Origin of the sequence: Anaerotignum sp., from assembly GCF_031981185.1 — a bacterium.
Classification (GTDB): domain Bacteria; phylum Bacillota; class Clostridia; order Lachnospirales; family Anaerotignaceae; genus Chakrabartyella.
Genome location: NZ_DALYUL010000016.1, coordinates 16,221 through 39,137 on the forward strand (window position 1 = coordinate 16,221; position 22,917 = coordinate 39,137).

A 22,917-nucleotide genomic window follows, 5' to 3' on the forward strand; every position below is an offset into this window, starting at 1 on the left:
GATTTCTTTGCTAATCAAAGAAATTGAGATTTTCCCATGTGATGAATCAGAGCTATCTCTGAAGTCCATTTTATTCAATTTTCGGGTTTTTAAGGATGGTAGAGATGATTACGAATTTTTGGGACAAAAGATGCCGTCTGAGTCTGAAAGACCATTGGCGGCAAGCTAATTTCTTGGACTATCCATTTTGATAGTTCAAACATCTAAGTCCTATCTTTCATATTACCATGAATAAAGCTACGTATATTACAAATTTCATCTTCATTAAGGGCTTTACCATAAAATTGAGTATATCTCTCAATGACTTCATTTACAATATACTCATTCCCCACAAAATTACCTATTCGAATAAGTTCATTCAGATAATTAAAAAATTCTTCTTTACTTTCTGGATGATAATGTGATGTAAGATAATATAATGCATCGTATTTTTTTATGTTGTTTATCATCGGTAATAATCTATCTCTGCTATAACTCCATTCACCACTATAAATATCTTCACAAATGCAGTCACCTAAAAATATTGTTTTTTCATCAGGGATATAAATAATGGTAGAATCTTCTGAATGACAACCTCCCACATGATCAACTACGCAATGGATTCCTCCTAAATCAATCTCTAAACTTTCTTTAAATGTTATATCCGCATTACCTGTTATAAATCCATCGCGAACTGGCATTTCAAGTTTTATCATTTTACTACAAAACTCAATTTCCTCTCCATTGCTAACTCGTTGATCCAACTTAAAGTCATCCCACGTCAGTTTTTGCATTTTATCCAAGTTTTCTTTCGTTCTGTTATTACAAACTGTAATTAAGTTCATGGCTTCTATCCCAAAGACATGATCCCAATGCCAATGAGTAAGCACTAAATATTTTAGTGGTGGAATATGTAATTTACAGACATCAGTCAAAAACTCATTGGCATGTGCCGGAGAATTGCCGGCATCTATAACTAGGCTATATTTGTCACCACAGATTAATCCCAATAAAGGTCTATCTGTTCTATCGTCATTTGGCATATAATAAATTCTATCAGTAAGCTTAATAAGCATATTTCTTGTTCAATTCCTTTCTACCTCTGACATCCCCTTGGCGATATACGTATATTTTGAAATGAGAAAGAAGTGCTCACAAAGGAATTTATTTTATAAATATTTCAAAATTCAACGAACTATCATTGAATGTCACTAACTTTTTACTTGCATTTTCTAATTCAGAATTAAAAATTATTTCACCTTTTGTAATTCCTTCCTTGTAACAAACCATGGGAAATAGCTCTTCTACCTTTCTATTGGGTTTTCCCGGCAGAATCAACTTGTGCAGATTCGTAATCTTGTATTTTCCACCATTGGAATCCTTGAACTCTTCGTTCAGCCTATTCTTCCATCCAGTTGTATCAAAGTGATACTCAACCAAAAATATAGTTGGAAAAAGTTGTTCTTCATTTACGGTCACTGTTGTATGAGCTTCAATATCCTCACCAATACGATAAGAAATCATCTGTTCTTCCAACAAATCAAATGTCTTTTCCATCGTTTGTAATGGAACAAAAGCAACACCACTTAATCCATTAAAAGAACGTGCTTTCTTTCCAAAACGAAGTTTAAACTTAATAAACTCAATATTAATTTCCCCGAATTAATTCCCACGCTTGCATAATCCTCACTTTCAGAAAATGGCCACGCATATGGAAGCTCGAAGATTTCTGAAAACTCTTTAGCCATTTTTTGCGGATAATCAGTTTCAATCATTATATGATCCAAAGTAAACATTTCGTTCTCCTTAATTATTGATATCTTCAATGTTATTTTTGTACTATATCTGTATCTATCAATCTTTTTTGCATTAATAAAAATAACTGTTATCATTTTCTACTACAATTCGTTTACTTTAGCAACCTTTTTTTGAATCACATGTTTTTTGCCTAGAGTAAAAGCATTTTGGGGACAGTAATTTACACACCTCATACAAGAGATACATTGCTTATGCTGGATTTTCATATGTTGATCCGTTAATCGAATTGCGTTTACAGGGCAGAATTTTTCACACATCCTGCATTTGGTACATAAAGCATGGTCTATCATTATGTTTTCACTCATTTTTGTCCAAATGAAACGTAACTTGGATGAATATCTCATTGCATCCGATAAAAACGGTATTCTTTCCCATTTAGCACTTCCGTCAATGAGTGACTGCACATACGCATCCACCTTGAGTAAAGCTATTCTATTTTTCTCTTTCCCTATTGCGGCTTTCTTTTCCGTTGTTTGCATACTAGTTGCCATTTTAAATTCATATGCACCTATGCACCGATACCCCTTTGCTTCCAGAGATTTTTTCATAGGTCCTACAACTCCACCAGAAAAAGCTTCCATTGTATCTGCAAAGAATACTTGTCTCATTTTCCCTTCCGGTAGACTGTCAATAAAGTCCCATACGATTGGAAACGTTGATTGTATGGCAACTGGAACCACTATTCCCAAATGGCAGTCATTTTCTAATTCAACTGCTCCAGATATAGACATTTTTCTTAGTGTAACAACGTATTTTTGGTTTTCAAATGCCTCTTTCATTTTTCTTGCAACAAGAAGGGTATTTCCTGTCCCAGAAAAATAATAAATTATAATTGGTTTTCTCAACAGCATAACTACACAGACCTCCCAATAGCAGTAACAAATATGAATAAAAATATAGCCAATGAAGTGTTAACCTCTTCGATTAGCATTCATGTCTTTGACATTCTAGTAGGCGACTTTAGGAAAATCCCTGCTAAATCTATTGAATATACAATAAAGTACAAAACAGAGATTATTTGCCCCATAGGTAAAGCATATGAATTTGAAATTAAAAGTAAATAGCTTGTTATATACGATGTGATTCCTTATGTAATAAGAAACACATTAAAGCCCCAAAACACTATGCCTCTTAATCCATTAAAGTCTCTATTCTCAATAGGCCCTTCTGGAACTAATATTGCCAATAAGGTTACATTAATAAACATTAGCGTGCTTGCAAATATCATTGTAATCTGCATTTTCAACCATCCCTTTTATTTTTAAGATATATTAATCTTATCAATTTGGCGGTGTGGTTGTATTGTAAAAAATCAGCGTAATGATTCTATTGGTCTATTTGGTCATATCAGTTATTTCCTTACTATTTAGTAGATATTGGAGCGTTAATTCTTTTTTAACATTTTCCAATTCATTAACCGTTTTACCCGAAAACTTTTTAGCTTTTTTAATCAGGTGGGATTGATCATAATAATAATTTTGCATGTTCTTTCTTCTTACATCGTCCTCAACATTTTTTCTAAATTTTAAAATATCCCCATATGTTTTTGGTGTCAATCCCACATTCTTTTTAAAAAACCTTTCAAGTGCACTTATTGAAATACAGAAGAACTCAGCCATTTTACCAATGTCCAGATTTTCGCAATTGCGCTCAACATAAGTAGTCATTTCGCATAAGCGTTGGAATTTTGTTTCAGAAACCATTTTAGATTCGAGATACTCATATATTTTTTTTACTTTTTCCTCAATGCCCTTTAATTCCTTGATATCCAGGTATAATTCATTAAGTGTACTGTCAATTTCATTTACATCCAAAATTCGCTCAGTAACTGAACATCCCAGCATATTAAACAGCGAAATAAACCCTGCCGGTTTTAAGGAAATACCTATTTGATCTAACTTTCTACCATATTGAACACGCTTGGCGCTTTTGATCTGACCGATAATCGCAGCATTTGGGATTAGTATCTCTTTTTCTCCTTCAATAACCTTATAATCAGATGCATAATTAAAGATAAGGTTTATATGGCCTAGAGGCATAATTACATCTTTCCGCTCTCCTTCAGGAAGAAAATTAGATTCTACCACCCACGTATAATCTATAAAATTGTGTAGCAAATCAGGAGGTCTAAATTGTTTTATTACCATATTCACCTCTCTCCTTTCCTTGTTATTCCTAATAGATGTTAAGCCCTTTCAATCCTCCCAACACCTGACAATTCATAATCAGGATCTTTCATGCTTGTATTACTATTGGTCTGCCCCCCCCACCTCAGGCATAAAGTTTTCCCTTAATTACTATAGAATCTTTCGATCTATATGATTTGTTCATAGCAACTTCACTTCCGGCACCTATGTAAGAGTCGCACCTTTTGCTATCTCAATTTCCCAGGTAATAATATATGGTGAGTTCTGAACCAACCAATATGTTTCCGCTGAAATATTACCGCTCACTTTCATGCCCGTAGATGCAACGGCAGAAACCAAAATAGCGGAGCTTCATTCACTTAGAATTCTATTTTCGTTAGAATCTGTTAGGCTATTAACGCTAGCCGATTCATTCGTCACCTCTACTTACTTTGTTTCCAAGTAGGTACTCACTATTTTTTCCTCTTTAAAAATTCATCTCTTATTTTTACACTATACTCTGCTTCATTTGAAACGACCTCGTAATAATACCGACTCTCATCACTATCGCTTATAAGTATGTAATTTTCAAGTAAATCATACACTAAGGCTCTCACACTGTCCCATTCATTTTTATTTTATCATCTTCTAATAAAACCTTCAAATTTTGGGGAACAGTTAAAGTTTGCTCATCTTTAATTTTAACCCTTGCTACGTTACAGAGGCACGAAATACTTCCTCTGTTACCTGTAGTACACCGCCCTGAGTTGACAATAATGATGCAGTCAGAACCTAGTGGGTCCTTGACTAGAAGATTTTTTCTAATAGTAAGGATCCACTAGAGGTAAACTGCATATATGGATTTGATATAAAGCAAACACTGATTCACTTATAGATGCCAATAGCTCCAAAATCATATAACTTGTCATATGCAGGATTATTTGAGATAAAGTGAATAAATACCGTTGTGTTATCAAGACTAGGCTCTTTGTCAAACAAAAATCTGTCAGCTTGGCGTAAGGCTTGAAGGGCTGTAGGCATTTCGTTATAGAAAATTTTATTTCTAATAAAAGCATTTCCTGTTACGCCTTTGCCATCCACAATCACCGAGCCAATTAAAGCAAGACCTGTTTTATCTTCCTTCCACGCAACTCTCACCTCGTCACGAATTCCTGTAATTTGATCTTCAGCATAATTTTCGGCCACAAACACAAATAGCTCCCCAGTTGTATCCGAATGAGTAATCGTATATTTTCTACCCAAAACAGGTTCATATGGTTCCATCATATCCCGATATTGTACAAATACTTTATGCGAATTAAGTTCCTTCACTTTACAAACCTCCTTCAATATAATCACTTATATTCTATACGGAGACTGCAAAAGTGTTAGTTTAGTTATTTTAGACAAACTTTCTCAGAAGCATGCCTGAGCTTTACCAAGGTGCATACTAAATTAATTCTAGTGTCATACAGAAGTTGATAAACAAACTTTGGTAATATTACATTTCAGAGTATTCTTTTATATTGTTCCATAAGACTGTTTTAATCTGAACGCCGAAACAAACATAAACATTAAGAATCTTTTTATCTTGTTTTCATCCATATGATGATGTAATATGAACTCCCCATGTGGTAAATTTTATCAGTGCCACATGGTTCATACATACACTTTTTTGGCAACTGGCTGTTCTAAAGCACCTTATCGTAAAGCTATCGACGAAATTAACAAAGCAATTTAATCTCAGGCAAGAAGTTGTATCTGCTGTTGCAAATGTCAAAACCTTTCATTATGTACTTTTATACTAAAAAACGGCAGGGTTTGTAAATCAATTAACTTGACTGCAAACTCTGCCTCTTATTTTTCACTCATTCAATATTTAATTATGCCTTCAAAGCTAGTGTAAAACCATTATATTTTCGAATTCCGCCTATATTTTTAGGAGCAAAATCCGTCATTTTCTTGCCCTATTTTCATTTCTTTCTCTGAGACACATTTTTGTCATCTTTTTTATCTGCTCAGGGTATCAGAAATCTCCGTTGCCTCGAACACCCAATCATGAGGTCTTGAAGGCATTGGCTCCTTGGTGGAGGGATTCATTTCTCTAATAAAAAGCAGTTGATTTTGCCTGCGTGTTTCCTCGTTAAATTATTTATTCGTTTTGTCATTCTCTTTTTCAATTAATGCATGATCATGAACAGTTGCATTAATCACTTCGTTGATAATATGATCTTCTCGTACTTCACGTACTTTTTTACGAACGATTTCCTCTATCTCAAATTCTTGCTTCAATCCCTCATTAATTGAATAAATCATTAGTAATAAAATAATTGCAAATGGAAGTCCTGTTATTATTGATGCTGTTTGTAAAGCAGTCAACCCACCACCTACTAACAGCGTTATTGCAACAACCCCTTCCATAGCAGCCCAAAAAATTCTTTGAGGTACCGGAGAATCCAACTTTCCACCTGATGTTAAATGGTCTACAACCAAAGAGCCGGAATCGGAAGACGTTACAAAGAATACTGTTACGAGAATTATACCTACAACAGACAAAATACTACTAAGTGGCAATGAATCCAGCATTGCAAATAATGCAATTGAAGCATCCTCTTTAATAGCGGAGACTATATTTGACAAACCGTTTGTTTCCAAGAAAATAGCTGTCCCTCCAAATACAGACATCCAAAAAAATGAAAGTAGTGAAGGAAATACCATAACGCCCAAAATGAATTCCCTAACTGTGCGACCTTTAGAGATTCTAGCAATAAACATACCTACAAATGGAGACCATGATATCCACCATGCCCAATAAAAAATAGTCCAAGATCCTTGCCAATTGGTATTTCTGAATGTTTCTGTCCAAAGGCTCATCTGAACAAAATTAGATATATAAAAGCCGATATTTTGTGTGAAGCCACTCATAATATATACTGTTGGTCCTACACATAAAATAAATACCAGGAATACGCCAGCAAGTGCCATATTGATCTCACTAAGTCGTTTAACGCCTCCATCAAGTCCTAAAACAACAGATATCGTAGCTAGAACTGTTATGCCAATAATTAATCCTAGTTGGATTGGTACACTTATAGCGATACCAAAAAGATGGTCTAAGCCTGCATTGATCTGAGCAACACCAAGTCCAAGTGATGTCGCTAATCCTGTTAATGTTGCCAAAACCGAAAGTACATCAATTACATTGCCCCAAAATCCATAAATTTTATTTCCAATTATTGGATAAAATACCGAGCGTATGGTTAACGGTAACCCTCTATTAAATGCGAAAAATGCCAACCCTAATCCAACAATGGAATAAATTGCCCAAGGATGAATCCCCCAGTGAAAAAAAGTAGTTGCCATAGCTGCTTGCGCTGCTTCAGGAGAACCCGCCACTAAGCCCCCAAACATAGGTGATGGTGTATTTAAGTGTGAGATCGGTTCAGCTACACTCCAGAATAGTAGTCCAATACCCATACCCGCACTTAAAAGCATCGCATACCAAGCAGCTTTAGTAAACTCCGGTTGAGCTTCTGCACCACCTATTTTGAGGTTCCCATATCGTCCAAAAGCAAAGAACAGTGCTGCACCAACAAAAATATTAGCTACTGCTATTAAAAACCATCCTGCATTTTTTGTAATACTACTTAAAATAGTGTTAAAGAACTCCTCTGCCCCTTTAGGAAATATAAGTGTTGTACTAATAAAGATAACTAAAAGTATTACGGAAAAAATAGTTACTTGAGGATGTATATCAAATCCAAATCCTTCCCAATTATTTTCTCCTGGTTCTTTACGACCCGCTTCATCAAATAGTGACACTGTTGGTCTTATTTGCAACCCCTTGAAGGGTTTTCTATTCTTGATTGCTTTCGTGCGTGCTACTTTCTCTGCTTTTTTTAGTTTATCTGCAAGTTCTTTTCTTTTTGATAGTGCTCTCTTCTTTTCATCATCCATATGAATCCTCCCTTAACCCAAGTCTTTAAATAACCTAAGTCCTTCTTTTTATTTTGTATTACAAATATTTTCTAACTATAATTAAAAACTCATTTTTCAGTTTTTGACCAGTTTTATCAATAATTTCTTTAAATTCATCTAACGCCATAAACAAAAGTGCAAATAAATGATTGTCCCTTTCAATTTCTAGATTATTCTTCCGACTCTTTCAAAAATTAACCTCTGCCAGTCCATACTATTTCCTTAATCACAAGTTATGATATAATGGCATCACATATTTACCATAATAACTTCAGGAAATTTCAGTTGCCTTACCTCCCGCTTGTGCCAATTGTAGCGACTTAATAACATCTTCAATTTCGTACTTTTAGTTTATAAAAGACACTTTTAAAAACTTATTTTTCCACTTTTTTAAAAAATTATATCATATTTACTTAGCTTTAGTAAACAAAAAATGGTTCCACGCCTTATTAGATAAACTATTTATGTCGTTAAGACCCATATTAAAACTCCCTTCGTTATTTTATTCCTTGCAGTTTGCCGACTAAAAATTTTATTATAACGAAGGGAGTGGAATTCCTTTTTCGCCTCATTGCCGTAGGTATTCGTTTCTACAAAAAAGCCACGAATAACATTTCTGTTACTCCCGGCTCTTTAACTTCCAAATTATGAAAAATGGGCATAAAAACCGATTTTTCACAGTCGTGGCTTATCTATTCTTTTATTGCATTTACATTTTCCGTAATATTAATTGGATTTATTATCGTAATCACGGATGCTGGTTTAGATGCCTTTTTCCATTGCAATTGTAACGGTTATCATCTTCCACCGCCGTTCATTGGACACCCTAGGTTGTTTTGAAAATTAAATTTTAAATCAAATCAGTTAATACAAAGGCATTAATCGCTCTATCATCCTTTTGTGCCGTAACAATGATTGAATCCACTCCAAAATACTCTCGTATATTTTCTTTTGTAAGTATTTGATCCGTTTTCCCTACAAGAAATTTATTTCCTTTTAAAAGTAAGGTCTTATCCGCAATATTAAGCGCATGATTTGGATAGTGTGTATTCATTACACAGGCAATTCCTTTTTCTTTTGCTAGTTTTTTAATTATTTTCAGTATTGTGATCTGATTTCCAAAATCGAGATGAGATTCCGGCTCATCCAATATCAGCAATTGAGGTTCTCCCACTAACGCACGGGCAAGCAACACCATTTGAAGCTGTCCGCCGCTTAACTGATTACAGGATTTATCACTGATCGCAGAAATGCCTACCTCTTCCAAGGCTCTGTCAGCAAGCTCATAATCCATTTCTCCTGGTGATGCAAATGCAGACAGATACTTTGCTCTGCCAAACACAACCATATCCCTAACTGAGTACGGAAATGAAAATCGGTGTGCCTGTGGTACATATCCAATCTGTTTTCTTGCGCTACCTGTATCTTTTCCATCAATGAGTGAATGGCCTGATTTCCACTTATAAATGCCCATCAAGCATTTTAAGAACGTAGTTTTTCCTATGCCATTTGGCCCCATAACAGCTATTACTTCGCCTTTTTCCAATGATAAAGTAATATCCTGCAAAATAGGTGTATCTGATGTATAGTAAAAACTTCCTTTTTCTACCCGAAGCAACATTATGATTCTCCTTTCATTCGATTATAAATGAGTGCAAAGAATGGCGCCCCGATTAACGCTGTTAGTATTCCAATTGGTATTTCAGCTGCAGTCAGATTACGGGCAACGCTATCTACAATCACCATAAAAATTCCACCAAGCAGCATTGATGCAGGAAGTAAGCCCTTGTGGTTCACCCCCATAAGTCTTCTGGATATATGGGGAATAACCAGACCTACCCAGCCAACAATGCCGGAAACCATTACACAGGCAGCTGTAATAATTGTACTGAACAGAATAACCGCTATACGTGCCGCTTGCGGATTTACTCCAAGGGAATATGCCTCTTCTTCTCCTAATGACAAAATATTAAGCTGCCACCGTAAAAGTAGCAGCCCAGCAATACCCATAACAATTGGCAAAATAATTATTTTTAAATCATTGAATTCTTTATTTGCAAAGCTCCCCATCAACCAGAATGTAATTGTCGGAAGTTGATCGTTTACATCAGCAACATATTTAATCAGTGATGTTAACGCAGAAAATACCGAGGTCACAATAATCCCTGATAAAATATAGGACATTGTTTGAGCTTGCCCCTTGGCTCGAACCATAAAAAGTGTTAGGAACATACTGATCAGTCCGAACGTTAACGACAATACTGATGTCATCACACCCATGCCAGATGTAAGGAGTATTCCAAGGGCCGCACCAAAGCCTGAGCCGGAACAAACACCAAGAATATCAGGACTGACAAGAGGGTTTTGAAATAGTCCCTGCAGTGAAGCTCCTGCTATGGACAATCCTGCTCCAACAAGTAACGTAATAAGAATACGGGGCAATCGGACTTGAAACAGGACATGCTCTGCAACTTCAAAGCCCGGATAGGAAACTCCAGATAGCTTTGCTTCTATCAGTTGTAAGACATCCCCATATCCCATATGGTAACGACCTCCAAAAAGTGACGCTACCATTACAAGAATAAGGAGCCCTACGAGCAAACTAAACTGTAATTTAACATTACCAAGGTTTTGTTTGGGTTTTTTATTCATAATCATTATTTCTGCAACTGTCGTGGACTAAGCACGGCAGAAATCAGCTCCTCCTCCAGCGTAATTTTGTACACCCTACTGTAATAATCTTTAAACAGCATTTTAAAATCACTCTCACTTAGCAACTCCGGATAACTTTTTGAAATCATCCAAAGGGGTGTAAGGGGAGCATCAGAGCATGGCGCACCCCATGAATAGATTCCCTGTGGAATATCAAAGATTGTGTTGTTTTTATAAGCGGAAAGCAAACTCCAGTCCTGTCCGCTAATTTTGTTTTTCAGCATAGCAGAAGCAGGATTTCCGATAAATACATAAATGAAATCGGGATTCCACTCATACAGCTGTTCCATACTAACTTCAGCTTGTCCTGATATTTCTGCTGCCGCATTGACAAGGCCGCTTTTTTCAAACCACATATCTGCATAAGTCCCACTTCCATATACGGAAATCACACCTCCCGTATTGCTGAAAAGAAAAAGTGCAGTCTTTTTTTCTCCTGTATATGTATCAAGAACCTCTGCTCCCTTTTTGACGGAAGCTTCCCATTCATTTTGAAGGGATACAGAATTATTGACCTCAAATATGTCCCGCATCAGGTTATCCCATGCAATCGTAACTGTTTGCGGATTGTTATCTCCTTTTTTCATCATATCGACAATAGGTATGCCCAGATTTTCAATGCCCGATTTCTGAGCTTCTCCATAATAAAACACAATATCCGGATTAAGATTTAAAAGCTCCTCTGTATTAGATACAAAGCCCTCACTTACAAATGAGGTCTCAACATCATTCCAGTTGGGAAAAAGCTTACTTACAATTTCAGTATTTGAAGTCGTAAAAGCTCTGGAATTAGCCCCTACAATCCTATCGGGATTAGAAAGAACACCCAAAAGCACTGATGTCGTTGGCGGAGATATGATGACTACACGCTGTATTTCTGATGCCGTCGGCACAGTCACGGTGTTTCCTCCTAAATCGGTTATTGTTCTCATGCCTGATGCTGATGAATTTTTAGACTCTGTAACAGATACATTTTCAGTCGCTCCGCAGCCTGCGAAAGCCAAAGTCAAAACAATAGATAAAATTAAGAACCATATTTTCTTAGATTTCATTTTACCCTCCTGTTATTTAAAAATGATTTTCTATCAAAGCATTTGCATGCTTCAAAAATTCCCGAATGATATGAAGTTCGTTGTCATTCAAACTTTCAAGATAGGCAAATAACGGGCGGTCATATTCCTGATGATACTGGTTATGAAGCTTATAAGCCATCTCCCCTTTTTCTGTAAGGAAAAGGCAAAAGCGTTTTTTATCCTTATCATCCTCTTTTTTTTCGAGAAAGCCATGTTCTTCAAGTTTTCGGACTGTTTTTGCTACTACAGCACGTGTTACATTAAAGTTGCGTGCCATTTCAGAAATAAATATGCCCGGATGGTCACCCACCATTTTAATCATGTGGATTTCTCCACGATAAAACTGCATTTCTTCCAAGTCAAAATCTAATATATTTGTCTTTCCATTGGCTATTCGCTCTGTCATTTGTATAAAATCACTAATCACAAGTTTTTGTAACTTTTCCATCTTGGAAACCTCCCGTTCTTTTTAAGTAAAATTCGCCTCGCAGTCCTTCAAATACTGCATCAGCCTCATTGCTATGAATTTGTTGAAATCCATGATCTGCTAAAGCATTTTCAATATCCTTTTTTGTAAGCAGTATATCCAGACCATCCAAATGGCTGGATAGCCAGCCAAGAATACTCTCAGGCGGATTCTGATAATCCTCACTAACATTATGCGTTACAACATATAGGTAACCATTTGATGTTAAAGCGTTATATAACTTGCTCATCACAGAATCCAAATGATCTTTTGCAAAGTCCAGTATGCCTGAAGCAATAATCAGATCATATCCTTTTCCGATATCGTCTGCATTAAAGTCTCCCTCCATTACGCTTACATGCTCCAATAGGTTTCTCTCTAATACTAATTCCCGTGACAGCCGTGCTACGTTAGGATGCTCAAAAACAACGCTTTTGCAATTTGGAAAAGTAATTGCAAGCTCTATTGCAAGGATGCCTGATCCACCTCCCAGGTCAAGTATCTTTTCAGGGGGTTTATTACCATAAAGACTTGTCACTGCTTGAATCACAGACTGAACACGCCCTGTATACATTTCAGGAATACTCACCCGCGCAGCCTCATAAAAATCATACACCTCTACCCCTTGATTATTTTGGAGAACGCTAATGTTAGGGCCATTTATTAAACGCTCTTCAATACTTTGCAGAGACATCATTTTCTCCCTAAAAAGGATGCTCTCGCCCAAATAAACAGGACTGTTTGTATTTAAAAAATCATTGCTCTCCCGGGTATTCCGATAAGAGTCACCACTTTTTTCCAGCAATCCAATGGATGCTAATGCATTTAGCACAAAAGATAAATTTCGCTCATTTAAGCCTGATTTCGTTGCAACTGCTTTTGGAATTTCCCAGCTTTCCAGATAAGAAAACAATTTCAATCTTAATGCTGATAGAAGCAGCTCTGTTTCTCGTTTCTGATGAAGCATTTTATAGTAAAGCTTTTGATTTCTTTTAAATTGATACACTAGTTCACTCCCCTTTAGTTAGCTATCACTAACATATTGTATGCCAAGTATACATTCTTTTCAATTGTATGTCAAGCATACAATTGACCAGTCGAAAGTTTCATTTGAAATAGGATAGGGCATATCCCGCTACCCTATCCTATTTTACCTCCGTAAAAATCAATATTTGAACGCCAAAAGCCACAAAACCACCTGAGTTAATGAACTATCTCCATATCCTATAGGAAAAGCAATCTGCACACAACACACCATATACTCGATTCTTTCGTTGCCCCTCGGCTAAGATGCGAACACAAGAATGCACACCCGTCGTCTGTATAAAGGAGCCTGGTTCACAGGCTTTCCTGCTGTCATTCCGCAAAAAAGCGGTAGGCACTACCAGTGTATCTCTAGACTTGAAAAGTCCATTTAATATTCCTATTTGATCGCACCTTTAAAATGCGCATATAAAAAGCATCAACCTTGGGAAGATGCTTTGAGTTGTTACACTATTTAGTTTCGGCTAAAATTAAAACCTTTCATCGGAGTTGTAAGCTTCCAACGTTTTTTCAAAGGAAGGTAAATCAAGAAACCGAAACTCAAATTTTCCTCTGAATAATCTAGTACATACTTTAATCGTCCACTCAACTAGCAAATCCGGCATAAGCGGACGTTCTTCTCCAATGAACATGACTGCATAATATGGTTTGTAGGACGGACTTTTGAGGTCAAATATATTTTTCCCTTCAAGCAACATATCATTGCAAGTACATATGTTAGGCTGAAATGTTTGGTAGTATAGAGCACCAATAAAAAAATCTATTTCTCCGCACTTCAAAGCACGATATTTCTCCAAAAAATCAGCGTATTCCGAATCGTCACGATCCATAAATTCGTCATTCTCAATCATTATTTCAAGGGCAGTCAAAGTATAAAAATCAAAGTGGAAAAATTCAGATTCCCTATCAGGTTGATCAACGATATGAAATTCTACCCCATTTATTACGCCTTTTGCATACTCTCCTATATGGTAAACACGATACCAATAATCCCAATGTCGTACAAAAATATATTTCATAGACTTTCTCTCCTTGAACAAACAAAGATTTTATAAATGACTTCCAATAATACTTTCAAGCTATCTTTGTTATTATAACATGTTTTCACTTTTGCAAACTTTCCGATTATATGATGAGCTTCATAATCTTCAGTCCTTGATATACCTTTTTTTAAGCTTGGCAAATCATCATATCCTCAACGCCTACTTCATTGCATCAGCAAGTTTGTCACTATTCTTAATCCTTCGAGTTACAGCTGAAACAAAAGGCAGAACTGCCGTTCCATCCAAAACCACTTTAAATCCATTCCAAATAGTTCGATTACTGCAAATTCTGCTAAAGATAAAGTAACAACCAATTTCATAAAGTGTTTCTACACCAAACAGCCTATAGCAGAAATTGAGAGATACTTTTTTTGATAGTTTTCTCTTCCAGAAGAGTATTTGTATATTTTCTCAGCCAGCTATTTCCACATATCGCAAACGTATATTTATTAGAATATCGTTACTGAATCTTCCGATTAAGACAATTCACTTACTTTCATCCTACTTATGTTTTAATGTATTTTTGAATTAGTCGATAAGCCTTTGGTTGACTAATTCCTAAAACCTTAGCTACTTTCACACTCGTTTTATATTTTTCAAATGCAGCTATAACCATTTCGCGCTCTACTTCCTCCAAAACATCATCTAATCGACGATGAATGTCCAGCGTTTTCTTTTCGGAAGTAAGTTGAAATAAATCTTTGGGCAAATCCGAGATATGAATTGCTTCTTCTTTTGATAAAACCACTAATTTTTCCATTATATGAGATACTTCTCTCACATTACCCGGCCAAGCATAATGCTCCAATATCCTCAGCGCTTCTTCATCAAACCAATGTCCTTGGCCGTGAATATGATTAAACTGTTGTAAATAATACTGTAATAACGTGATAATATCCTCTTTGCGCTCTCGAAGAGGCGGAATTGTAATTTCAAAGGTATTTAGACGGAAATATAAATCTTCCCGAAAAGATCCTGCTTGTACCATTTGTTTTAAGCTACGGTTTGTAGCAGCAATTATTTTTACATTGACTTTTTGTTTTTTCTCCCCACCAATAGGGATAAACTCTTGATTTTGTAAAAATATAAGCAATTTACTTTGCAACTCGTAAGGGATTTCAGAGATTTCATCTAAAAACAAAGTCCCTCCATCAGCAATTTCAACGATGCCCTTTTTCCCACAAGCACTGGCTCCTGAAAAGGCTCCACGCTTATAACCAAATAATTCAGATTCTATCAAATTTGGATTCATACAGGCACAATTCAATACCACAAAAGGATTTTTGTTGCGATTACTGCAATTGTGAATATGCTGCGCTAAAAAGCTTTTTCCTGTACCCGTTTCTCCTAAAATAAGCATAGGTGATTGTATATTTTTAAGCTTTTCTGCCATAAAAAGAATATCCTTCATTGCTTCACTTTTATATACAAAAGCCTCCTTTTCAGACTTGTCCTTCATAACCAAAACTGAGGCTTGTTCTGTTTTGCTAATTTGATTAATGTAATAGATGTCATTTACATTTTGGGCAACATATTGAAGATTTCCTTTATCATCAAAAATTGGCACTGAAATCGTCAAAATATCCTGACCTAAATTTGTTATCTGCCTTTTTGTTACCATCTGCTTTGTTTTATAAACCAAAGGGAGGGTGGAATTACCCCAGTAAACTTGATCTAATTCATCAAACTTTTTTCCAATTAGTTTTTCCGCTGGAATGCCATAGTGCCGCGAGCTTGCTTTGTTTAAGTAAACCAAGCGGTAATTATTATCATAAATCATAATTTCATCATGCAACTGATCAATAATGCTATGAAGCACCTCCGAAGAGATGGAATTTTCTTTTTCTTCCATAAAGCCTCCCCCTTTTTCTCTACTATTAACATCATTATACCAAAAAAAACCATTCAAAATGAAGATCTTTCGAAATTATTTCGAAAGACCTTCAAATGGGAAATCTATATGTTATAGGATTTGTTAAATATAAAGAGGTTGCCTAGAGTTTAAATTAATTTAATATTATTACTTTTCAATTCTAAACTCCTTGATAATTTCATCTTTCGTTTTACTTCCAAAGTCTCTATACATTTCTCGTAAAAATCCATGGTAAATAATTCCTAGTATAACGATTAATGGCAAACCAGTTGCTAATACAATTGCCTTAATTGTATTGATATCTGTACCGATATATGCAATAGCAATAGGTATCAAAACTAAAATCAAACACCATGCAAATTTCAAGCCTTTTTTAGGTTCTTCATTTTCCTTTAAGTCTTTGCTTATAGTGGAAGAAAGGGTAAATGATGTTGCATCTAATGTCGTTGCAAGGAACAATACAATAACAACCAGATATAACACCATTGCAATTTTGCTAAAAGGTAATGAGCTTATGGTTGCTTCTGCAATCATTTCAGACTGACCATTTGCAAGCATTGCAGGAATATCTAAAATGCCTTCCATTCTCAAGCCCTGCTGATATGCTGTTACAATTCCGAAGAAGAAAAATAATCCAGCAGTTCCGGTAATAAGCATGTTAATAATAATTTCTCTAACTGTTCTACCTTTAGAAATCTTTGCTACAAAAAGGCCTGTAAAAGGACCAAATACCAGCCAATATACTAAATAAAATACAGTCCAGTCCTGAGGATAACCTGTCTTTGCCACAGGGTCTGTCCAAAGAGTCATACGTACAAATTCTTTTGACAGCAAACCTAAAGAGTTAACCAATGAATCCAAAATATACTGTGTAGGGCCTGCAATCAAAATAAACAAGAGCAACGCAATACAGAAATATACATTCCAGTCACTGATTTTTCTCATTCCTTTTTCAATCCCCAGAAGAGATGTTATGGAATAGAGCACTGCTGTTCCAACCAAAACACCAACCATTAATACAAAAGAAGTACTTATGCCAAATAAGCTTGCAATGGCTGCTGCAACAGTAGATGCAGAGGCACCTGCTGAAATACAGATGGAGCCAACGGCCGCAAAGATGAAAAGGAAATTTACGATTTTTCCAAACCAACCATTTACACGTTTTTCCCCAACGGAATATTTGCAAAGAGCACTAAAACGCAATTCATTATCTTTCTTTATGTAATAGTGATAAGCAAAGGGAAGTACAAATACACACAGTAGTGCCCATGCAGCTGGACCCCAGTCATAAATAGTATACGCAAGAGAAAGTTCATATGCATATGCTTCGCTGATAGGAGCGCCAGCCAATTGTGGAGCAGCATTAAAATGGTAACCCCACTCCAAAAATGCCCAATAAACTGTTCCTGCACCTAAACCTGTAAAGAACATCATTGCTACCCAGCTAACTGTTTTATACTGTGGTTTTTCGTTCCCAAAACGAATACTACCATATTTGGAAAAGCCAAGACCAATCAAGAAAATTAAAATAACAATTGTAATAATCTGCATTGATGAGCCGAAAGTATGGGTTAAAACTTTCATAACCTGCCCAGCAAATTGCGTTCCCTGTTCAGGGAAAACTGTCAAACCCGCCACCAAAGCAAGAATAATCATGATACTTATTACCATTAAAGCAACTTCATATCTATCCTTTAGTGAATTTGTTTTTTCTTGTTTCACTTAAAATCCCCCCTCAAATTTAAATAATGTGAAAACTAAATTTTTCGTATAACCATATTACTTAGACAACTTTGTTCTCTTTATATTGTTTTATTTCATCCTCTGTGTATCCTAAAGATAGTAAAATATCACTCGTATGTTCCCCAAGTGTTGGCGAAGGAATGTCTAAAATTGGCTGGTTTTCAGATAGTTTCATAGGGTTGCCAACCAGTTTTAGTGGACCAATTACGGGGTCATTTACTTCAATCACCATTTTTCTAGCTACTAAATGTGGATCCTCAAGAGATTTCACAATATCAATAACAGCTGACAGAGGGATATCTGTATCTGAAAAGAGTGCTTCCATCTCTCCCATGGTTTTTTCTGCAAAAATAGGCAACAGTATTTCTTTCAGACGCTGCTTATTTGCAACACGATTTTCATTAGTTTGGAAATCTTTTTCCTCAAGTAGTGGCAACAAGGACATTTTTTTACAAAATGTTTCCCACATAGCATCATTTCTTACTGTAAGTGCAATATAGCCATCTTTTACCTTGTAAGTATCAGCTGGCGCACAGTAGTGGCTTGTATTTCCTGTTCTTGAAATAACATTGCCTTTGTTTGTATATTCCAAAATAGGGTATTCCAATAAAGTATACAAAGACCCCAACATGGTAACATCAACTTTCTGACCCCGTCCCGTACGTAAACGATGATAATATGCAATGAATATACCCAGATACAAAATCAATCCAGAATAGCTATCGCCGATTGCAGGCCCAATTTTGGTAGGCCCTTTCTCAGGAAAACCATTCACATCCATTACGCCGCTGATTGCCTGAATAACGTTGTCGTATGCAGCAAATTTTGAAAGAAACCCTTCAGTTCCAAAACCAGAAATGGATGCATAAATAATGTCAGGCTTAATTTTTTTCATATCATCATAACCGATGCCATATTTCTCTAAGGTTCCTGCTTTAAAGTTTGAACACACAATATCCGCATCTTTTACTAAATTAAAAATTATTTCTTTCCCTTCGGGGCTTGCAATATCTAAAGTAATGCTTTTTTTGCCACGATTAAATGATGCATAGTACGCGCTATACTCATTTTTAAACGGTCCCCATGTTCTTGCTTGATCGCCACCATCAATTCGTTCAACTTTAATGACCTCAGCACCGTAATCTGCAAGATTCAAAGAGCAGAAAGGCCCTGCATATGCATGTGTGAAGTCAATAACCTTTACACCATCTAAAATCCCCATTTGTTTCACTCCTTTTAGTTGTTTTTCGTGCCAATCTGAAATTTTTCCAAAATCTCTTTCGTATGTTCTCCTAATGCAGGAGCTTCTGCAAAAATTTCAGATGGAGTTTCACTTAAAGTAAACGGTAATGTTGGATATACTAATTTGCCAAGTTTTTTACTTTCCACTTCTTTAATAAAGTGGTTTTCAATCGTATTTGGCATATCCGTGATCTCTTTCACATTAAACACAGCACAGCAAGGAATTCCTTGGGTACGGCACTGGCTTTCTACATAGCTTTTTTCCATCTTAATAATTTTTTCCTGCAGAAGCGGTCTTAAAATAAAGAGATAATCCGTTCTTCTACCCTCATTATCTAAAAATCTTGAATCATTTTTTAAGTCATCAAAACCCAAAACATCACAGAAACGTTCCCATTGAACTTGGGTTGCACACCCTACCGCAACATATCCATCTGAAGTCTCAAATGTGTCATACGGAGCACAGGAAGGGTCAAAATTACCTTTTCTTGTGTGAATTTCTCCTACAGTTGAATAAGCCGCAGGTGCTGCTTCAATACATGAATAAACGGAATCTTGCAAAGATATATCCACTTTTTGACCAACACCACGTTCGAACTTATCAACTAACGCCATTACAATAGCTGATGCAAAAAAGCCTGCTGCATAATGCTCTGCAATAGAAGGCCCAGCCTGACAAGGCTCCTCGTTTATCACTCCTGTCATATCCATAGCAACGCCTCTTGCTTGTGCAACTAAGCTACTCCCCGGTTTTGATTTCATAGGACCATCTTGGCCAAAATAAGAATAAGCTGCGTAAATCAAGTCAGACTTTACTTTTTTCAAGGTTTCATAGTCTAAACCAAATTCTTCTGGATTAGGAATATCCTCGCCAATACAGAAAACATCACACTTTTGAATTAGTTTCAATAGAATTTCTTTTCCTTGTTCGGTAGTGTAGTCTAAGGAAATACTCTTTTTACCACCGTTTAAGTAATTGAAATAAATACTCTGATCTTCCCTCATAGGTTCCCAATTTCTTGCCTTATCACCTTCTGGTGTTTCAACTTTGATAACCTCTGCCCCAAAATTCTTCAAGTACATTGTTGCCAAGCTGCCAGTTAATTTCTGAGTCAAGTCTAAAATAACAACTCCCTGCAATGCTACTGTCAATAAAATCACTCCCTTTATATAATCTTTAGTTGAAACCATACACAAAACAAAAAATAGTTAGTATATTTTCACAAGAAATTCAACTGTATTATTTAATAAGCAATAATTGTGCCAAAACAAAAGGGTGATTTTACTGTAGAAAAAGGCAATATTTTTAATCGTTTTTCATGTTATTATTCTATTTGGAATAACAAGATGAAAAACAGCTATTCATTTTAGAATAATTTATTCAAATTTGAATATAGAGTTTGCCATATGAGATTTTCTTTTTTGGAAATTCACATCCAAAATAGATTAAGACTGATATTGGGCTCCTCATTTGTAGGAGCTCTCAGCTTTTCGTTCACTAAATTGAGAAAAGCGCTGATATGAAAACTTAAAAAGAAGGAAAACTTGCCTAGAAAAGAAAAAGCAAAAGGTTGCTGCGTATTGTAGGGTTAACATAATATTTGAAAGCCAATATGAAACTGTCATATTAAGTAATTCACAGTGGGAGTATGCAGGTGTAATATGTAATATTTTAATTACGTAGAGGACTTAGACAAAAAGGACGAACTAGTTTCGAGAACATTGTCTAGGAATGTTTTAGAGATTAATTATTATAAGAAAATTAATTGAAAAAGGCATTAAATGCATTTAGAAATGAAAATCTAAACTCAATGGAAGATGAAGCAGAATTTGCAATCATGCTAAGTGGTATTATAGATGAGGAAGAAAATTTGGAAAGCGAAAAAATCATGTACACATGCTATTATGTGTGGAGGTTATTTCGTAAATACAGTGAAAAAAACTCAGACAGTTGCATCAGGCATGCAACCTTGCAATGTCTTGCGTAGACAATAATGATGTGGTGCAAGCCCACTGGTTTCTTGGCGGAAGCGTATTGCCAAGCTGTATAAATCAAAATTAAATGCTCTATATTTCTTATTTCAAGACTATCCACTTTACTTAAAATGTCATTGGGGTTTCAAATACGTCTTTTGAAAGAATAATACTAAAACAGTTGAGTCAGTTTGTGGGATAATTGGAAGTTATAAAAAAAGGCTGTCAGCGCTAACTGACAACCGTTTTAGGTCTTCTTTCATTGTGAAACCATTTGACGTGCATTGAGTACTATTTGAGTAATAAATTTCCCGTCCATCACGGAGAAACCTGCCGTTCCGTCGTAGCGTTCAGCTATGTAGTAAATACTTTTAGTACCCGTTCCGCCACACTGCTTTTGAGTTACAGGAAATTCGCCATCAAAGACAATATCCGTTCGGCAGGTGTTTTCCACCTGCACACGCAAGCGATTATCAATAAATTTAGTAGTGACTATGATTTTCTTTTCGTCTTTTCCTTTCACCCTTAGACATCCCTCCAACGCATTTTCTAAAGCATTTCCGAGTACACAAGTGAGATCGATGTTATCGATGCCGATGTTCTCCGGCACACTCACATGAAACAAGATATTGATACCTTTAACCGATGCTCTATAAGCATAGAGGTTAAAAATGCTGTTGGCAATGGGGTTTGAACAAAAGGAATCTCCATTATATGCATCTAGCGCAGCGTCAAAACTTTTCATATAGGTTTTCAGATCGTCTGTATCACCAGTTTGTAACATCTTCATGATAACTGCATTGTGGTGATGCATATCATGCAGCTGTTGTGATGCCATTGCTACTGCCGCCTTTTGCCGTGCGAGCTCCGATTCCCACAGCTTGTCTTGTTGTACCATGAGTAAGTTTCGGTTTTCCAAAGCATATTTTTCTACAATATCACTTGCCTGGATATACAGAAGATAGTATACCGCTAAGAACAACATATAGACGATGACGATAACAATTTGATTCCAGTTTTTCCGTTCCCAAAAAAAATATGGAACTGGATAGTACAGAAGAACGATTTGAAGAATTAAAAACAGCAGAGGCACCAACGTAGCGGCATGCCACTCTTTGTCCAAAGAATCCACCAATCTACGAAAGTGCGGGCGAACAAATTTAAATAACAATGGGATCGTCGCCCCATAGATAATGGTACGAGCGATGTTGTACTCAGTCACATACCCAACACCGCCTTCGTGTACACTCAACATTGAGCTTATGTAACTGATGGCGATATATATATTAATACAAGTCAAAAAGTTAAAGACTGACACAAAAAAGGTATCAGCAGAACAGATTAAGAACCATGCGAGTATCAGTACCAAAATAATAAATATGGCAACACTATCCGCAGCATGAATACCCCGAGTAAAAATTACTCCGCAAAGACTGATTATCCCTAAAAACATCACCGTTAGTCCTGCTGTGATGCGTTTTTTGACAGGTTTCCGAAAGCACATGGTGGCGGCGGATGTCAGAGTTGCCCCGATCACCGATTCGACAAAAGAAAAAAACAGCAGAATTTCGTACATTACCTTCACCTCCTTTTTCTTTATTTTATCTCAAAATAAGCATAAAAACTGTTTTTGGGGTAATTGCTATTATTTTAGGGACAATTGGCATAATTTCAGTCCTCTGTGAACATTTGGAACCGCAAAAATTCATTCTTTAACTTCTGGTAGGCGCGGTAGGGGTAAGGGAGACGTGCACCTGTATCAAAAATGATGACATCCTTTGAAATCTGGCGGATATATTTAAGGTTTAGTGTCAGAGAAGCGCCGCATCGGACGAAATATTTGTTC

General features: G+C 36.1%; 19 protein-coding genes. All 19 read right to left on the reverse strand.

Annotated elements, in window-relative coordinates; all coding sequences use genetic code 11:
• Window positions 1-203: 203 nt before the first annotated feature.
• The 19 genes from RTK36_RS10180 to RTK36_RS10265 all read right to left on the reverse strand — a co-directional run bounded on the left by RTK36_RS10180 (window position 204) and on the right by RTK36_RS10265 (window position 22,647).
• Window positions 204-1,022, reverse strand: a complete 819-nt coding sequence (locus RTK36_RS10180) for an MBL fold metallo-hydrolase (protein ID WP_312046793.1) — start codon at window positions 1,020-1,022, stop codon at window positions 204-206.
• Window positions 1,023-1,143: 121 nt separating this feature from the next.
• A complete protein-coding gene (locus tag RTK36_RS10185) occupies window positions 1,144-1,503 on the reverse strand; it encodes a hypothetical protein (RefSeq protein ID WP_312046795.1) in 360 nt (119 codons plus the stop codon).
• A gap of 62 nt (window positions 1,504-1,565) precedes the next feature.
• Entirely contained in the window at window positions 1,566-1,775 is a 210-nt protein-coding gene (locus tag RTK36_RS10190) for a hypothetical protein (protein WP_312046797.1), read from the reverse strand.
• Window positions 1,776-1,877: 102 nt separating this feature from the next.
• Window positions 1,878-2,648 (reverse strand): EFR1 family ferrodoxin, encoded by a 771-nt coding sequence (locus RTK36_RS10195; protein ID WP_312046800.1) that lies wholly within the window; start codon window positions 2,646-2,648, stop codon window positions 1,878-1,880.
• Between the two features lie 483 nt (window positions 2,649-3,131).
• On the reverse strand, window positions 3,132-3,944 hold the full coding sequence (locus RTK36_RS10200; RefSeq protein WP_312046802.1) for a DUF6597 domain-containing transcriptional factor: 813 nt from the start codon (window positions 3,942-3,944) through the stop codon (window positions 3,132-3,134).
• A gap of 864 nt (window positions 3,945-4,808) precedes the next feature.
• The gene (locus RTK36_RS10205) at window positions 4,809-5,255 is read right to left on the reverse strand and encodes a staygreen family protein (RefSeq protein ID WP_312046805.1); all 447 of its coding nucleotides are present in this window, start codon (window positions 5,253-5,255) and stop codon (window positions 4,809-4,811) included.
• 816 nt (window positions 5,256-6,071) lie between these two features.
• Window positions 6,072-7,880: a BCCT family transporter gene (locus tag RTK36_RS10210; protein WP_312046807.1), complete on the reverse strand. Its 1,809-nt coding sequence runs from the start codon at window positions 7,878-7,880 to the stop codon at window positions 6,072-6,074.
• Between the two features lie 58 nt (window positions 7,881-7,938).
• Window positions 7,939-8,064, reverse strand: coding sequence for a diguanylate cyclase domain-containing protein (locus RTK36_RS16720; protein ID WP_442871349.1), 126 nt, complete (start codon window positions 8,062-8,064; stop codon window positions 7,939-7,941).
• 687 nt (window positions 8,065-8,751) lie between these two features.
• Entirely contained in the window at window positions 8,752-9,522 is a 771-nt protein-coding gene (locus RTK36_RS10215) for an ABC transporter ATP-binding protein (RefSeq protein ID WP_312046810.1), read from the reverse strand.
• The gene (locus RTK36_RS10220; RefSeq protein WP_312046813.1) at window positions 9,522-10,559 is read right to left on the reverse strand and encodes a FecCD family ABC transporter permease; all 1,038 of its coding nucleotides are present in this window, start codon (window positions 10,557-10,559) and stop codon (window positions 9,522-9,524) included. Before RTK36_RS10220 ends, RTK36_RS10215 begins: the two co-directional genes overlap by 1 nt.
• Window positions 10,559-11,665, reverse strand: coding sequence for an ABC transporter substrate-binding protein (locus RTK36_RS10225; RefSeq protein ID WP_312046815.1), 1,107 nt, complete (start codon window positions 11,663-11,665; stop codon window positions 10,559-10,561). The genes RTK36_RS10220 and RTK36_RS10225 overlap by 1 nt, the downstream gene beginning before the upstream one ends.
• Before the next feature lie 16 nt (window positions 11,666-11,681).
• A complete protein-coding gene (locus tag RTK36_RS10230) occupies window positions 11,682-12,134 on the reverse strand; it encodes a MarR family winged helix-turn-helix transcriptional regulator (protein WP_312046818.1) in 453 nt (150 codons plus the stop codon).
• Window positions 12,106-13,158, reverse strand: a complete 1,053-nt coding sequence (locus RTK36_RS10235; RefSeq protein WP_312046820.1) for a methyltransferase — start codon at window positions 13,156-13,158, stop codon at window positions 12,106-12,108. Before RTK36_RS10235 ends, RTK36_RS10230 begins: the two co-directional genes overlap by 29 nt.
• Before the next feature lie 508 nt (window positions 13,159-13,666).
• The gene (locus RTK36_RS10240; protein ID WP_312046822.1) at window positions 13,667-14,215 is read right to left on the reverse strand and encodes a hypothetical protein; all 549 of its coding nucleotides are present in this window, start codon (window positions 14,213-14,215) and stop codon (window positions 13,667-13,669) included.
• Between the two features lie 529 nt (window positions 14,216-14,744).
• Window positions 14,745-16,091 carry a sigma-54 interaction domain-containing protein gene (locus tag RTK36_RS10245; RefSeq protein ID WP_312046825.1) on the reverse strand — a complete coding sequence of 449 codons (1,347 nt, stop codon included), beginning with the start codon at window positions 16,089-16,091 and terminating at the stop codon, window positions 14,745-14,747.
• Between the two features lie 168 nt (window positions 16,092-16,259).
• Window positions 16,260-17,834, reverse strand: coding sequence for a BCCT family transporter (locus RTK36_RS10250; protein ID WP_312046827.1), 1,575 nt, complete (start codon window positions 17,832-17,834; stop codon window positions 16,260-16,262).
• Window positions 17,835-17,895: 61 nt separating this feature from the next.
• Entirely contained in the window at window positions 17,896-19,077 is a 1,182-nt protein-coding gene (locus RTK36_RS10255; protein ID WP_312046830.1) for a CaiB/BaiF CoA transferase family protein, read from the reverse strand.
• 14 nt (window positions 19,078-19,091) lie between these two features.
• Window positions 19,092-20,249, reverse strand: a complete 1,158-nt coding sequence (locus RTK36_RS10260) for a CaiB/BaiF CoA transferase family protein (RefSeq protein WP_312046832.1) — start codon at window positions 20,247-20,249, stop codon at window positions 19,092-19,094.
• A gap of 1,081 nt (window positions 20,250-21,330) precedes the next feature.
• Entirely contained in the window at window positions 21,331-22,647 is a 1,317-nt protein-coding gene (locus RTK36_RS10265) for a GHKL domain-containing protein (RefSeq protein ID WP_312046834.1), read from the reverse strand.
• Window positions 22,648-22,917: the final 270 nt, after the last annotated feature.

What these genes read in the sequence shown, in the direction of transcription:
- RTK36_RS10180 (WP_312046793.1), bottom strand. Translation starts at nt 1,022, where the DNA reads ATGCCAAATGACGATAGAACAGATAGACCTTTATTGGGATTAATCTGT.
- RTK36_RS10185 (WP_312046795.1), bottom strand. Translation starts at nt 1,503, where the DNA reads ATGATTTCTTATCGTATTGGTGAGGATATTGAAGCTCATACAACAGTG.
- RTK36_RS10190 (WP_312046797.1), bottom strand. Translation starts at nt 1,775, where the DNA reads ATGTTTACTTTGGATCATATAATGATTGAAACTGATTATCCGCAAAAA.
- RTK36_RS10195 (WP_312046800.1), bottom strand. Translation starts at nt 2,648, where the DNA reads ATGCTGTTGAGAAAACCAATTATAATTTATTATTTTTCTGGGACAGGA.
- RTK36_RS10200 (WP_312046802.1), bottom strand. Translation starts at nt 3,944, where the DNA reads ATGGTAATAAAACAATTTAGACCTCCTGATTTGCTACACAATTTTATA.
- RTK36_RS10210 (WP_312046807.1), bottom strand. Translation starts at nt 7,880, where the DNA reads ATGGATGATGAAAAGAAGAGAGCACTATCAAAAAGAAAAGAACTTGCA.
- RTK36_RS10215 (WP_312046810.1), bottom strand. Translation starts at nt 9,522, where the DNA reads ATGTTGCTTCGGGTAGAAAAAGGAAGTTTTTACTATACATCAGATACA.
- RTK36_RS10220 (WP_312046813.1), bottom strand. Translation starts at nt 10,559, where the DNA reads ATGATTATGAATAAAAAACCCAAACAAAACCTTGGTAATGTTAAATTA.
- RTK36_RS10225 (WP_312046815.1), bottom strand. Translation starts at nt 11,665, where the DNA reads ATGAAATCTAAGAAAATATGGTTCTTAATTTTATCTATTGTTTTGACT.
- RTK36_RS10230 (WP_312046818.1), bottom strand. Translation starts at nt 12,134, where the DNA reads ATGGAAAAGTTACAAAAACTTGTGATTAGTGATTTTATACAAATGACA.
- RTK36_RS10240 (WP_312046822.1), bottom strand. Translation starts at nt 14,215, where the DNA reads ATGAAATATATTTTTGTACGACATTGGGATTATTGGTATCGTGTTTAC.
- RTK36_RS10245 (WP_312046825.1), bottom strand. Translation starts at nt 16,091, where the DNA reads ATGGAAGAAAAAGAAAATTCCATCTCTTCGGAGGTGCTTCATAGCATT.
- RTK36_RS10255 (WP_312046830.1), bottom strand. Translation starts at nt 19,077, where the DNA reads ATGGGGATTTTAGATGGTGTAAAGGTTATTGACTTCACACATGCATAT.
- RTK36_RS10265 (WP_312046834.1), bottom strand. Translation starts at nt 22,647, where the DNA reads ATGTACGAAATTCTGCTGTTTTTTTCTTTTGTCGAATCGGTGATCGGG.